Source organism: Xenorhabdus khoisanae, assembly GCF_001037465.1.
GTDB classification, from domain to species: domain Bacteria; phylum Pseudomonadota; class Gammaproteobacteria; order Enterobacterales; family Enterobacteriaceae; genus Xenorhabdus; species Xenorhabdus khoisanae.
In genome coordinates this window covers 37,570-51,396 of record NZ_LFCV01000054.1, presented here as the reverse complement: position 1 = coordinate 51,396, position 13,827 = coordinate 37,570, and the positions used below count along the sequence as shown (strand labels likewise).

The following is a 13,827-nucleotide window of genomic DNA, read 5'->3' as shown; positions in this document are numbered from 1 at the left end:
TTTTAAACGTAAGAAATAGTCAAACTGAAGCGTTATAGCATCAAAATAATTTGATAAAAATTCAATAAAAACGAATTAAAATTCAAGTTAAAAATAGTCAACGAACACTGGCTTACGTAAAAGTACATAAATCAATCAACATATCCAAAATAGAATGGATGACTTTAAAACCAATGAATCATTGGCCTACACTACATTTTTATCTACTACATTTTTATCTACTACATTTTTATCTACTACGCTTTTCCCTATAACATGTTTCCCTACAGCATTTCTTACGACAATATTTTGTACAACAACAGCCTTCACATAACTGTTGTAAGCTAGCGGAAATTATCAGTAAGTTATTAAGAAATATACCCAATAGATTTCAAGTTATAGCAATTTGGTAAGCAAACCTAACCAACGAATTAACAACTTGAAAAATAAAGGGTATATAGCTGTTCAATCAAATCATTTATGGTTAAATTAACGCGCCATAAATCGTTAACAATGCCACAATAATCACGATCGTGAACGTCGCTTTTTTAGCTAACGTGACAGCAGCAACTGGCGTTTCTACAGGGTTAAGGTGAGGTGCTTTACTGAGCGCAAATTGAGCCAGCTGGCTGACTACCTTATATTGCGATGTCCGAAAATCACTGAGCGATGCGATCCAAGCTGGTAAAGCTTTCTCGCCATGCCCCAACAAAGCATAAGCAATACCTGCCAAACGTGCCGGAAGCCAATCCAACCAGTGTAATATGCCATCAACCCCGGATTGCGCGCGCTGCACCGCCGTTGCATGTTGTGCTAACCATCTTTGGTAAGCTCTAAGGCAACCGTAACCCATCAAAATAGCAGGACCAAATTTTCCCCACACAATCAACCAAAAAATCGGTGCGAGATAATAACGGAAATTTATCCAGATTAAGGCATTCTGTATTTCACGCAATCGTTCATCCTTTGTGGTATCGGGCACGGTTGCAGTGTTAGATGATGTTGTATCTGGTGACGTTCCCTGAATCATCATCAAACGAGTAAGATGGATATTCTGTTGTTCGAGATCATCATGACGTACCGCCTGAAGATATCCACGATAGTCATGACGTAATCCCCCTGCGCCAATACATAACAAGCTGATGATAATACTCAATAAAATCGCTGGAATGCCAAAAGCAACAGAACTCGAAATATCAATAAGCTTCCAAGTTAATAAGGCAACCAGTAAGGTTATGACTAAACTGCCCCACAATGAATGTGATTTTATTCTGGCAAAAAGCGGGGATAAATAACGTTCTAACTGCCAATGGTCTCCCATTTTAAAAACACGTTCCCATGCCAGTATTAACAGTAGAATAAAGAGAGTCATCCAACTCACTCCTTCAATAGTTGTCGATAGTAATCCCAATAAAAATATGGCCCTGGATCAGTCTTTCTACCCGGAGCAATATCACTGTGTCCCACAATATTATTGTAGATATCAGGATATTGGCTGATAAGTAGCTCGGTGATTTCCGCCAGTTTAATATACTGAATTTCAGTAAATTCCTCGTAATCCGTGCCTTCCAATTCAATGCCTATCGAAAAATCATTGCATTTCTCACGGTCACAGTAGCAGGAAACACCTGCATGCCAAGCTCTTTTATTGAAAGGCACATATTGAACAACTTCCCCATCGCGTCGGATTAGGCAATGAGCAGAAACACGCAGGTGTTTGATCTCATCAAAAAAAGGATCATCATTTGGATTCAGTGTCCCCATAAATAATTGATCAATATAAGGGCCACCAAATTTTCCGGGAGGTAAGCTAATGTTATGAATAACCAGTAATGATGGAACTTCATCTTCTGGGCGCAGATCACAATGTGGAGAGATAACTTTTCTTGCAATATCAATCCACCCTTCATGCAGTTTCATTCTTTTACTTCTCCCTTAATAATTCACTATCACGCCATTCCAGCCAATTATTTTAATTCACAATTCATGTGACTACTTAAAGTGTAACAGCTTAACATGTCAACATCTTCAATTGACCAAGATCGATGACGTTTTTTATTTACGATCAAGTTCGAAAATTTTTTGCAAAAAAATGCAACACATTATTATTTTTTCAAACCAATTCCATAAATATAGCTAAAGCTATTTTATTTTCCTCTGTTTACTTCATGCTTACTCATATCTCATTTATCTGTAACCAAATTTGATAGCCTGCTCAAATAAGTATAAGGAAGAAAAATGAATCAACACGGATTTACATTAATAGAATTGATGGTTGTTATGGCAATTATATCTATCCTCGGCGCAATTGGTATTCCCAGTTATCAGGGATATATCCAGAAAGCAGCATTGACCGATATGCTGCAAGCTATTGTGCCTTATAAATCCGGCGTGGAGCTTTGTCGCTTTGAAACTGAAAATTATAGAGACTGCCATTCTGGTCAAGCGTCCATCCCATCAGGTCACAATAGTCGCTATGTCAGTACCATCACAGTAAAAGAGGGTGAAATAACGGTCGTAGGGCAACAAAATCTCAGCGGACTTAACGCCATTTTAAAACCAACTCAAGATGCAAAAACAGGTATCACACAATGGAATACTATTTGTGAGTCTAAAAATGAATCATTAAAACTAAAATGTCAGGAAACCTTAAAATTCTAAAAACACACTTTCAAATAACCATTTAAAAACAGGCGTGTTAAATAATTAACCTATCAAAGGAATATAATTAATGATAAATAAGGAAAATCTCTTAATGGAAAGAGAAGTGAAAGAATTATGTCAACGGCACCAATCCATTATGATAAAAAAAGATCCCCACACTATTACTATTGCCTGTAGTAAATCACCTAATGAGGATTTCGTCGCTGCATTGCGTTTTATTTCCGGCTTAATTGTTAATATAGACATCTGGCCAGAAGCAAAAATAGAATCACTGCTGATGCAGGAAAAACCCGTTATATCAGAAGAGCATCACTGTGCAGAAGATAATGAAGCGGAGTCTTATCGCATTGATAGTCTGGATAATCGCTATTCTAATCATCATATGGTGCAAACAAACAGCTTTCAGGATGAGAACATAGACACGCCTGTTATTCAATTAATCAATCAAACGATATTAACCTCAATCCAGAAAAGAGCTTCAGATATTCACTTTGAGCCTTCTCAACGTGGTTATCAAATACGCATCCGAGTTGATGGAATATTACATACCATGCATACTCCATCAGCTCAAATGAATACCAGCATTCCCGCTCGTTTAAAAATCATGGCAAAACTCAATATTGCTGAAAAACGCCAACCTCAGGATGGACAATTTGATTGGAGCGATAATACAAATAACGATAGTACAAATAACAATAGTACAAATAACTATGCAATACGCATATCAACACTACCAACCTTGCATGGGGAAAAAATAGTTCTGCGTATTTTAAATACCATACACCAGTTGTCCCTGGAACAACTGGGTATGCCTGAACCACAGTTACAATTGTTAAAACAGAAGATCCATTTACCACAAGGAATGATTTTGGTAACCGGCCCAACGGGGAGTGGAAAAACTGTCACACTCTATAGCTGCCTGCAATATTTAAACCAAGCCAAAAAGAATATCTGTAGTGTCGAAGATCCCGTTGAAATTCCATTGAACGGCATCAACCAAACACCTGTAAATAACAAGATTGGACTAGATTTTGCCAAAGTTCTCAGAGCATTATTACGCCAAGATCCCGATATCATCATGGTTGGTGAGATTCGTGATAATGAAACCGCCGAAATATCAATGAAAGCAGCGCAAACGGGACACTTGGTTTTATCAACACTGCATACCAACTCCACCATCGATACCTTATCCCGCCTGCAAAATTTGGGAATTTCTGGCTACACGACTGCGTCATGCGTGAAGTTGATTATTGCACAGCGACTGGTTCGTAAACTCTGCCCCCATTGCCGCCAGCAAGACATAACTCCCACCATCATACCTAACCTTATCAGTAAGGCAGAAACTCTCCCCTTATCTGAAAAGCAACTTGCCTCTATCAGAAAGTGGAATGCCGTTGGTTGTGACTACTGTTTTTCTGGTTATTACGGTAGGACAGCTATTTATGAATTTCTCGAAATAAAACCAGAACTCCAGCAAGCAATGATATCTGAACATACAAGTAATAACATTTTACATTTACTTGCCTCACAACAGGATTCAACTCTTTTTTCGGCAGGGTTGGAATTAGTGGAAAAAGGAATGACCACCCTTGAAGAGATTTATCAGATTACAGGCCATGAGGCAGTATGAAAATAGAATATATTTACCAATGGCAAGCGATTAACAATAACGGGAAAATCATCAAAGGAGAAAGCCTCGGTCACAGCAAAAAAAGCGTATTTCAACACTTAAGTTATCTCGATTTGCAGCCCTATTCGATTAAATGCAAAAAAGTCATTCATTACAGTGAAAAGGAAATAGCTTATCGCCTACATTTTATTCATCAGTTAAGCTCATTACTGGCTTCAGGCATTCCTCTACTTCGGGGATTAACTATCTTATTACAAGAGTGTAAACATGCACTTTGGCAATGTGTATTAACAGACATGATTCAGAAAATTAGCCAAGGTGAACCATTCTCCACAACACTGGAATATTATCCAAAATTATTTCCTCCCTTATTCAGCCAGATTATTGCTGTAGGAGAACAAACAGGCCAGCTTGAAAATTGCTGTCAATTAATCCTTCATCGGCTGGAACAGCAAGATACATTAAGGAAGAAAATTCAAAAGGCTTATCGTTACCCTTTGATTGTCGCTTGTGTGAGCATTCTCGTTATCATTCTGATGTTGGTTTTTGTCTTACCGGAATTCCGGCACGTTTATTCTTCATTTAATGCTACTTTGCCTTTGCTAACGCAGTGGGTTTTATCAAGTTCTGATTTTTTAATTCATCATGGAGTACTATTGCTAATGGTAATATTGATATCACTGATTAGTTATCTATGGTTACGCCATCACTTTCCCATCGTGCAAACAAAGGAAAAAATGTTCCTGCTGAAACTTCCCCTGTTTAAGCAACTCACGATTTACCAGCAAACCAATCAAGTATTCCATATTCTATTTATGACACAGAAAGCAGGGTTAACACTAACAACGGGGTTGGAATGCGCACTTAATGCCACTCATCACCCGGTTTTTATCACTGGCATAAAATACTTACATCGGCAAATCCAACAAGGGATTCCAATGAGCGATGCTTTAAAAAAAACAAAGTATTTTCCTTCTTTATGTCAACAGTTCGTCACTATAGGTGAAGAATCTGGGCAATTAGAGTTATTTTTATTTAATCTTGCACAATGGTATCAGGAAAAATCCATCAACCTTGCTGATAGTTTAGTTCAATTACTTGAACCTCTATTGATGCTGATAATGGCACTGATTGTTGGTTTATTATTACTGGCCATGTACCTGCCTATTTTCCAATTAGGCACAATATTATCTTAACAATATATTTACATATTGGATTTTTTTTCTCAGGAGCAAAAAGTAGAAGTATTGGCCAATGAATTTCAGGTTACAACGTGGTGTTAGAGAACGTATCCCAAGGGCCATAGTTAATATAGTGAATCATGTGGCTTGTAAAAAAGCGTATTTAACAATTCAACTTGGAAGGTGAGAGGGATATACGCGTTTGTTTATAGCTCATAAGCCTCCCTTGGGTTACAATTTAATTATGCTATCAGAAATATTTTAAGGGATAGAATGGCTTATATTGTTGCACTCACAGGTGGAATTGGTAGCGGTAAGACGACTATCTCTAATGTATTTTCATCCCTTGGTGTTCCTCTTGTTGATGCTGATATTATTGCCAGAGAAATCGTTGCTCCTGGCACTCCCGCATTACAGGCAATCACAGAACACTTTGGTCCCGACATATTATTAGCCGATAGTAGCCTCAACCGCGCACTGCTGCGCCAAAAAATTTTTGCGGCCCCGGAAGAAAAGCAGTGGATCAATGCGCTCTTGCATCCGCTGATACAAAAAGAAACACACAAACAACTGAACCAAGTTACTGCACCCTATGCTATTTGGGTAGTTCCCCTACTTATTGAAAATAATTTAACGCATTCAGCAGACCGTATTTTAATTGTTGATGTCCCCGAAGAAACACAGGTAACCCGAACTATGGCTCGTGATGGCGTGAGCCGTGAGCAGGTCGAGAAGATTCTGGCTGCACAAGCCAGCCGTCAGGCCAGACTGGAAAAGGCAGATGATGTCATCATTAACCACAACAACGAGCAAAATATTGCTTCCCGTGTGGCCGAACTACATCAACAGTATTTAAAACTAGCAAAATCAGTCAGACAGGAAAACCATAATGAGTGATGCAACCTCCGCTATTATTTTTGAACATCCACTCAATGAAAAAATGCGTTCATGGTTGAGGATTGAATCTTCACTGCAACAGTTGGAAAAACAACGCCATCTGGATTCTCAGGCGAGTAGCCTCGCGTTTTTCCGTACAATTGCCGAATTAATTGAGATTTTAGAACGTGGTGAAGTTCGCTCTGAATTATTGAAAGAACTCGATCGTCAGCAGGCAAAATTAAAACAGTGGCTCTGTGCTCCCAATGCTGATACTGCAATGATCCAAAATCTGGCAGGACAACTTAAGGGACGCAGTATTGCTTTGAATCAAGCCCCCAGACTGAGCCAATACATCAAAGAAGACCGCATTATCAGTATGGTACGCCAGCGTCTCAGTATCCCCGGAGGATGTTGTAGCTTTGATCTGCCGACATTGCATCTGTGGCTGCATTTACCCCAATCTGTCAGGGACGAATCCGTAAAAAACTGGTTAGATAGCCTTCGCCCATTACAACAAGCATTGGAAAGCATTTTAGGGCTCATACGCCATTCAGCAGCATTCACTCCTAAAAACAGTCATAATGGATTCTATCAGGGAAATGCTGATGAGGCAGACTTATTAAGATTAAAGCTAGACGTTGTGTTGGGCGAGTTAGTTTATCCACAAGTCTCTGGCTACAAGACACGTTTTGCCATCCGTTTCTTGCCTATGGATAGTGAACATGGCGCAGTGCCCGCCCATTTGTCATTTGAATTAGCCTGCTGTTAACATAGGATTCAAATTTAGCAGGAGAAAGTAAGATGTCTGAAGTATTGACTGTCGAATGCCCTACATGCGGCAACACGGTAATATGGGGGGAAATCAGCCCGTACCGCCCATTTTGCAGTAAACGTTGCCAACTAATCGATTTAGGCGAATGGGCTAGCGAAGAAAAGAAAATACCGAGCCAGAGCGACAGTTCAGAGAATGATAACTGGAGCGAAGATCCAAATCTGGATAAGTAATATCGCCTAACTTCGGTTATGACCGCTATTTCAGTTATGACCACGATTTCAGTTATGACCACTAATACAGCAGCGCCAGTGATATTTGGCGCTACTGTATAATGCCCGATTTCAAAGCCGGACGATCTAACAAATAACCAATTAATAAACTTCTAGCTAATAGAAGTTAATCAATGAAGAGTTAACCAATCAAAAGTTAACCAGTCAAAAGTTAATTCGAACCATCTTTCGTCAGTAAATCCACAATACTACGGTTTGCTGGGGGGAATTCATCAGCAATTAATTTTGATTGCAAAACCCAGCGAGAAGGTTGCCCTTCTTTACCAAATGGCTCATCTTTCCATTCATCGACCAGAAAAAAGTAGAGCGTGATTCTTCTGTCAGGGAAATCATGTGTGATGGTATCCATCATTTCACTATGAGTTGCCGTGATACCCACTTCTTCCTTTAACTCTCTAATTAACGCCTGCTCAGGCGTTTCTCCCTGTTCAAGTTTTCCTCCAGGAAACTCCCAAAATCCGCCCATATGTGAATCAGCACTGCGCTGCGTGATAAAAATCTCATCATTGCTATTTTTAATGATACCTGCTGCAATATGCAGATGTTTTTTTTCCATAATCGCTTTTCTTGCTGTTGATTATTTAACTTAGGTGATTATCCCTTGCAGACTACATTAAAATTAGCTTGAATCGCAAACTTGTATTTCATTCAATGTTTAGCCGATTTCCACCGATTTTTATTACCCATAATCTCACGACATAAAACCTATCATGTAAAAACAAATTGCAAACAGTGTAAGAAATTAGCCTACAAATAGATCCAAACGACTATTTTAAAGATTAAGGAAACACAGTTTATGCAAAATGATGTTCAATCATTAATCGAAGCAAGACACATCGCCTATCAGTTTTCCGGCGAAACAAAGCCTCTCTTTTCTGGCATTGATATGTTTTTGAATGCAGAGCAACATGCGTTAGTGGGGCGTAATGGCATTGGTAAATCCTGGCTGGCATCAATATTGGCAAAACAGACATCTCCCACAGAAGGTAATGTGAAACATTTCTGTGATGTGGGCTATTTGTCACAGGGATTAGCATCTTTTTCTGGTAACGCTGCCGATATGTTGGGATTGACCAATATAATGAATGCTAATGAGCGTGTTCTGGCAGGTGTTGGTGATGCCGCAGATTTTGATGTTATGGAAGGTCATTGGAATTGGCAATTTCAGACTGAATCTCTGCTTGCGGAAGGTGAACTCAATCCAAACATATTAAACCAGCCTTTTGCTTCCCTCAGCGGTGGTGAGCAAACACGGATCAGGCTATTAGCACTAAAAAGGCAAGGTGCTGGTTTTATGATTCTGGATGAGCCAAGTAACCACCTTGATCGGCAAGGGCGCCTTTGGTTGTCTCAATGGCTGGGAACTTTCAGCGGTGGTATTTTGCTGGTAACCCATGATACCCAACTTTTACAACATGTATCGATTGTTTATGAACTTGGTGGATTGGGGTTATCTCGTAGTATCGGTGGATGGGGAACTTGGCTGGAGAGTAAGGAGCAACTAAGGCTCGGTATTCAACGCGAAGTGGATCAAACTCAAAAAAATCTGAAACAAGTTTTGCGTGATAAGCAAAAAGACCGCGAAAAAACCAGTAAAAGGCAAAGCCAAGGCAAACAAAAACGAGAAAATGCCAACCAAGCCCAAATCCTCCTTGATCGTCAACTTGGACGCTCAGAAGCCACGCTGTCACGACAAGCAATACAACACAAAGAACGAATTCAAAGGAGTTCATCACTCGCTACAGACGCCAGAGCGAAACTGGAAATTATCGATCCATTATCAATTGTCGTTGCGACCCCACAAGCGGCTACTGCTCCGCTACTTTACTTACAAGATGTCATCTTACCTTTTGGTTCAGGATCTCCCATCAGCCTGACTATCAATAATGATGAACGTCTTGCTGTCGTTGGTAAAAATGGCAGTGGAAAATCAACCTTATTAAAAGTGATGGCAGGAGATTACTTGCCTAAACAGGGAACTTGCCGAATAACATCTTCGTATCGTTTAATGGATCAACATTTTTCGTTTCTCGATAAAACTCAATCTGCGCTGTATAACTTTCAACGACAGTCACCGGGTTGGACTGAAGATCGCTACCGTACTCGATTGGCACAATTACGTATTCGTGGTGAAGAAGCACTGAAGCCTGTCGGCTATCTGAGTGGAGGAGAACAACTTAAGGTCGCGCTGGCTTGCTTGTTCTGTGGGCCATATGCACCTGCCCTACTGTTATTAGATGAACCAGATAATCATCTGGATATTGAATCACGTGAATTACTTCAAAAAGCATTGCATGATTATACTGGAGCAATGGTACTTATTTCCCATGATGATAAATTCATTGAAAATGTAGGCAATATGCAAGAGTTGGTATTGAAGAGTGACGAAAAAGCTATGGTTTAATCATCAATATAATAAAACCCTCAACCCGATTGAGCGAGGGTTTGAGCTGTTTTGTGCTAATGGTTATGCACCATTAGCACAATTAGCTTTAATTATAAGCGACCGTGACAATGCTTATATTTTTTACCGGAACCACATGGGCATGGATCGTTGCGGCCAACTTTACGCTCTCCTGTTGCCATCTGAGCTTCAGCTTCTGACATCAATGCTCCCTGCTCGGTTTCATGGCTCAGGTGTTGCTGTCTTGCCAAACGTTCAGCTTCCTCACGACGCTGCTGCTCCAACGCTTCAACTTCTTCTGGCATTCTGACCTGAACTTTGCTCAATGTGCTGATCACTTCATATTTCAGTGATTCCAGCATATTGGAAAACATGGCAAAAGATTCACGCTTGTATTCTTGCTTTGGATCTTTCTGAGCATAACCGCGCAGGTGAATACCTTGGCGCAGGTAATCCATCGCTGCCAGATGTTCTTTCCACAATGTATCCAAAGTTTGCAGCATGATACCTTTCTCAAAATTACGCATCATTTCTGCACTGACAACTTCTTCTTTCTGTTTATAAACCTCAATCGCTTTCTCCAGAATGCGCTCACGTAGCGTCTCTTCATGCAATTCAGGTTCTTTATCCAGCCATTCTTTGATTGGCAGTTCCAGATCGAAATCGTTGACTAAACGCTCCTGCAATCCTTCAACATCCCACATTTCTTCCAGTGATTGTGGTGGAATATAAGCATCAATCGTGGTTTTGAAAACATCTTCACGAATGCTGGCAATAGTTTCACTAACATCACTCACATCAAGCAAGTCGTTACGTTGGGCATAAATCGCCCGACGCTGATCATTGGCAACATCATCATATTCCAGTAATTGCTTACGGATATCGAAGTTACGGCTCTCAACTTTACGTTGAGCGTTAGCAATTGCTTTAGTCACCCATGGGTGTTCAATTGCTTCCCCTGGCTGCATCCCGAGTTTACGCATCATGCCGGTAACGCGATCAGAAGCAAAAATACGCATCAAGGAGTCTTCCATTGACAGATAGAAACGCGAAGAACCTGCGTCTCCCTGACGACCCGCACGACCACGTAACTGGTTATCAATACGGCGGGATTCATGACGCTCTGTACCGACAATATGTAAACCACCCGCAGCTAATACCGCATCATGGCGCTCTTGCCACGCAGCTTTGATTTTTTCGATTTCTGCTTCAGTTGGATTTTCCAGTTTGGAAATTTCTGTCTGCCAGCTTCCGCCTAACATGATATCGGTACCACGCCCCGCCATGTTAGTCGCAATGGTCACCGTGCTGGCCTGACCTGCCTGAGCAATAATGTCAGCTTCCATTGCATGGAATTTTGCGTTCAAGACGTTATGAACAATACCGGCTTTAGTTAATGCGTTAGAAACAAGCTCTGATTTCTCAATCGAAATGGTTCCCACCAAAACTGGTTGACCACGGCTTGTACGTTCTTTGATATCTTCAATGATCGCCTCAATTTTTTCTGCTTCTGTCATGTAAACCAGATCAGGTAAATCTTGACGGATCATTGGACGGTTTGTTGGAATGACGATGGTATCTAATTTATAAATAGAGCTAAATTCAAAAGCTTCTGTATCGGCAGTACCCGTCATCCCTGCCAATTTATCATATATACGGAAATAGTTCTGGAATGTGATCGAAGCCAGTGTCTGGTTTTCATTCTGAATTTCAACATGTTCTTTGGCTTCCACCGCCTGATGAAGACCATCAGACCAACGACGACCTTGCATGGTACGCCCGGTATGTTCATCAACAATGATGACTTCACCATCTTTGACAATATAGTCTACATCACGGGTAAACAACGCATGGGCGCGCAGGGCAGCCGTCACATGGTGCATCAGCATAATGTTGGTCGGAGAATACAAGGACTCACCTTCCTCCATCAATTTGGCTTCCACCAATAATTCTTCAACCAGTACCAGACCACGTTCTGTCAAATTGACTTGGCGTGTTTTTTCATCAACAGAGAAATGCCCTTCACCTTGGAAGGTATCTGAATCCTCTTTTTCTTGACGGATCAGTTTCGGGATCAGCTTATCCACTTTGATATAAAGTTCAGAGCTATCCTCCGCAGGCCCAGAAATAATCAATGGGGTACGAGCTTCATCGATCAGAATGGAGTCCACCTCATCCACCAATGCATAGTGCAACTTACGTTGGACTCGCTCTTCTGGGCTGAACGCCATGTTGTCGCGCAAATAGTCGAAACCATACTCATTGTTGGTGCCGTAAGTAATGTCAGCGGCATAAGCTTCACGTTTTGCTGGCGCTGGCATACCAGGCAAGTTAATGCCCACTGTCAGGCCAAGAAATTCAAACAGAGGACGATTGTTTTCAGCGTCACGCTGTGCCAGATAATCGTTCACGGTGACAACATGGACACCTCGTCCGCTTAAGGCGTTAAGATAAGCCGGCAATGTTGCGGTCAGTGTCTTACCTTCACCAGTACGCATCTCTGCTATGCAGCGTTCATTCAATACCATCCCGCCCAGCAACTGAGCATCAAAGTGACGCATACCAAATACACGTTTACTGGCTTCACGCACAGTCGCAAAAGCTTCCGGCAGAATTTTATCCAGTGACTCTCCTTCTTTCAAACGAGCGCGAAATTGCTCTGTTTTCGCTTTCAGTTCTTCATCAGAGAGTTTTTCAAAATCCGGCTCCATACGGTTGATTACATCAACCACTTTGCGTAAGCGACGCAAAGTGCGATCATTACGGCTACCAAAAATTTTCGTTAGTAATTTAATCAGCATAATTAGTACATCTCAGATAAGGCTACTTCTTCTGTAACCAATCAATCATTTCCTAAAAACTGTCTTAATTAAAAGAAAAACAAGACAGAAACATTAAAGCAAAGATAATGGATTGGATATCGGCCCTGCTCTGATACCCTGAGTTTTGGCTACCCAGAGTGCTGGAGTATAGGTATCAGGATGCACAATTTTCGCCATTACAACATCTGAGATAGACTCATCAAATGGCATTGGTGCCTGAGTCAGCATGGCATGCAACGTATCCAGCATAAGTTGCTGCATGGAAGGAGAAGAAATCCGAGTACTTTCTTTTGCTGTTTCGTACCTGACCGGTTCCGTAATCGAAAAAGCAAAAGAAAGTTGACGGATGACATTACGAACAGCGTGTTGCTGCCAGTAATTTAAATAATTCGAGGGTTGACGCTGAGCACTTTTTAGTTGAAATAAATGTAATTGGAACAAATGCTCAAACGAGGAAAAGGCTTGATTTTGGTTTCCTTGGGTAGAGGAAGTGTTTGTATGGGAAAGACTTTCTGTCACTCCGGTAAAAACACTAGGAACACCAATTCCTGTAGCAACCATGCCCAGTAAAAGGTGAGACCAAAAATAACGCCTACCAAATTGTCGCCAAAGATTTAAAATACTCATTAACCCTTCATTAATAAATACTGGAACTGCCTTTATTATGCGAGATAGCCGCCCACAATCACTAGATACGCTATTTGAAGACGCGGCGACTGTCGGGAAAAGCCCACTTCAAGTTATTCAAAGACATGCCATCGCATTATTGAAACTCAACCGTGCCGTTCTCAGTTTGCTTCCTGCTCAATTACACCCATGGTGCAGGGTCGCCAATTATCGCAAACAAATTCTGGTACTGGAAGCAGGAAATGCCAGTTGGATGACTCGGCTTCGTTATGAAATCCCCGTTTTGCTATCTACTCTAAGGAGCGAAATTCTACCATCTTTATCCTCAATCGACATCAGGATTAATCCATCATTAATGGTTAAGTGTGATAATAATGCTCAAAGTCTTTCAGGATCATCAACAAAGGCATTCAATAATGATAATAAGGAATTACCAAAGCGCCAGCTCACTCATGAAAGCGCAAAAACATTAATGATGTTGGCTGAACATAGCCCTGAGAAATTGAAAAGAAGATTGGAACGATTGGCTGCGCTGGCCGGAGAGGGTACCAGTACAGCCAAGAAGAAGCGCTAACG

13 protein-coding genes are annotated in these 13,827 nt (G+C 41.0%); 8 read left to right on the top strand and 5 right to left on the bottom strand.

What is annotated here, in order from left to right:
- Positions 1–463 precede the first annotated feature (463 nt).
- Positions 464–1,351 (bottom strand): beta-lactamase regulator AmpE, encoded by an 888-nt coding sequence (ampE, locus tag AB204_RS09260; RefSeq protein ID WP_047963097.1) that lies wholly within the window; start codon positions 1,349–1,351, stop codon positions 464–466.
- Positions 1,352–1,356: 5 nt separating this feature from the next.
- Entirely contained in the window at positions 1,357–1,899 is a 543-nt protein-coding gene (ampD, locus tag AB204_RS09255; RefSeq protein ID WP_047963096.1) for a 1,6-anhydro-N-acetylmuramyl-L-alanine amidase AmpD, read from the bottom strand.
- Positions 1,900–2,217: 318 nt separating this feature from the next.
- On the opposite strand from ampD, the gene ppdD reads away from it, so the two are divergent.
- The 6 genes from ppdD (at position 2,218) to yacG (ending at position 7,338) form a co-directional block, all read left to right on the top strand.
- Complete coding sequence (gene ppdD, locus AB204_RS09250; RefSeq protein ID WP_047963095.1) at positions 2,218–2,640, top strand: prepilin peptidase-dependent pilin; 423 nt, start codon at positions 2,218–2,220, stop codon at positions 2,638–2,640.
- A gap of 70 nt (positions 2,641–2,710) precedes the next feature.
- Entirely contained in the window at positions 2,711–4,273 is a 1,563-nt protein-coding gene (gene gspE, locus AB204_RS09245) for a type II secretion system protein GspE (protein WP_047963094.1), read from the top strand.
- The gene (gene hofC, locus AB204_RS09240) at positions 4,270–5,469 is read left to right on the top strand and encodes a protein transport protein HofC (RefSeq protein ID WP_047963093.1); all 1,200 of its coding nucleotides are present in this window, start codon (positions 4,270–4,272) and stop codon (positions 5,467–5,469) included. Before gspE ends, hofC begins: the two co-directional genes overlap by 4 nt.
- Before the next feature lie 258 nt (positions 5,470–5,727).
- Complete coding sequence (gene coaE, locus AB204_RS09235; RefSeq protein ID WP_047963092.1) at positions 5,728–6,351, top strand: dephospho-CoA kinase; 624 nt, start codon at positions 5,728–5,730, stop codon at positions 6,349–6,351.
- Positions 6,344–7,102 carry a cell division protein ZapD gene (zapD, locus tag AB204_RS09230; protein ID WP_047963091.1) on the top strand — a complete coding sequence of 253 codons (759 nt, stop codon included), beginning with the start codon at positions 6,344–6,346 and terminating at the stop codon, positions 7,100–7,102. Before coaE ends, zapD begins: the two co-directional genes overlap by 8 nt.
- Positions 7,103–7,134: 32 nt before the next feature.
- Positions 7,135–7,338, top strand: a complete 204-nt coding sequence (yacG, locus tag AB204_RS09225; protein WP_047963090.1) for a DNA gyrase inhibitor YacG — start codon at positions 7,135–7,137, stop codon at positions 7,336–7,338.
- A gap of 211 nt (positions 7,339–7,549) precedes the next feature.
- Here the strand turns inward: yacG and mutT are convergent, their stop codons facing one another.
- A complete protein-coding gene (mutT, locus tag AB204_RS09220; protein WP_047963089.1) occupies positions 7,550–7,954 on the bottom strand; it encodes an 8-oxo-dGTP diphosphatase MutT in 405 nt (134 codons plus the stop codon).
- A gap of 240 nt (positions 7,955–8,194) precedes the next feature.
- Here mutT and AB204_RS09215 point away from each other — a divergent pair, with 240 nt between their 5' ends.
- Positions 8,195–9,802 (top strand): ATP-binding cassette domain-containing protein, encoded by a 1,608-nt coding sequence (locus tag AB204_RS09215; protein ID WP_047963088.1) that lies wholly within the window; start codon positions 8,195–8,197, stop codon positions 9,800–9,802.
- A 92-nt stretch (positions 9,803–9,894) separates the two neighbouring features.
- Here AB204_RS09215 and secA read toward each other — a convergent pair whose 3' ends face one another.
- Both secA and secM read right to left on the bottom strand, forming a co-directional pair.
- Entirely contained in the window at positions 9,895–12,603 is a 2,709-nt protein-coding gene (secA, locus tag AB204_RS09210) for a preprotein translocase subunit SecA (protein WP_047963087.1), read from the bottom strand.
- Between the two features lie 93 nt (positions 12,604–12,696).
- Positions 12,697–13,251 carry a secA translation cis-regulator SecM gene (gene secM, locus AB204_RS09205; RefSeq protein ID WP_047963086.1) on the bottom strand — a complete coding sequence of 185 codons (555 nt, stop codon included), beginning with the start codon at positions 13,249–13,251 and terminating at the stop codon, positions 12,697–12,699.
- A gap of 37 nt (positions 13,252–13,288) precedes the next feature.
- Here secM and AB204_RS09200 point away from each other — a divergent pair, with 37 nt between their 5' ends.
- Positions 13,289–13,825 (top strand): DUF721 domain-containing protein, encoded by a 537-nt coding sequence (locus tag AB204_RS09200; RefSeq protein ID WP_047963085.1) that lies wholly within the window; start codon positions 13,289–13,291, stop codon positions 13,823–13,825.
- Positions 13,826–13,827 lie beyond the last annotated feature (2 nt).

Bases quoted from the DNA above. Each gene is read 5' to 3' on its own strand.
- ampE (WP_047963097.1), bottom strand. From the start codon at position 1,351: ATGACTCTCTTTATTCTACTGTTAATACTGGCATGGGAACGTGTTTTT.
- ampD (WP_047963096.1), bottom strand. From the start codon at position 1,899: ATGAAACTGCATGAAGGGTGGATTGATATTGCAAGAAAAGTTATCTCT.
- ppdD (WP_047963095.1), top strand. From the start codon at position 2,218: ATGAATCAACACGGATTTACATTAATAGAATTGATGGTTGTTATGGCA.
- gspE (WP_047963094.1), top strand. From the start codon at position 2,711: ATGATAAATAAGGAAAATCTCTTAATGGAAAGAGAAGTGAAAGAATTA.
- hofC (WP_047963093.1), top strand. From the start codon at position 4,270: ATGAAAATAGAATATATTTACCAATGGCAAGCGATTAACAATAACGGG.
- coaE (WP_047963092.1), top strand. From the start codon at position 5,728: ATGGCTTATATTGTTGCACTCACAGGTGGAATTGGTAGCGGTAAGACG.
- zapD (WP_047963091.1), top strand. From the start codon at position 6,344: ATGAGTGATGCAACCTCCGCTATTATTTTTGAACATCCACTCAATGAA.
- yacG (WP_047963090.1), top strand. From the start codon at position 7,135: ATGTCTGAAGTATTGACTGTCGAATGCCCTACATGCGGCAACACGGTA.
- mutT (WP_047963089.1), bottom strand. From the start codon at position 7,954: ATGGAAAAAAAACATCTGCATATTGCAGCAGGTATCATTAAAAATAGC.
- AB204_RS09215 (WP_047963088.1), top strand. From the start codon at position 8,195: ATGCAAAATGATGTTCAATCATTAATCGAAGCAAGACACATCGCCTAT.
- secA (WP_047963087.1), bottom strand. From the start codon at position 12,603: ATGCTGATTAAATTACTAACGAAAATTTTTGGTAGCCGTAATGATCGC.
- secM (WP_047963086.1), bottom strand. From the start codon at position 13,251: ATGAGTATTTTAAATCTTTGGCGACAATTTGGTAGGCGTTATTTTTGG.
- AB204_RS09200 (WP_047963085.1), top strand. From the start codon at position 13,289: ATGCGAGATAGCCGCCCACAATCACTAGATACGCTATTTGAAGACGCG.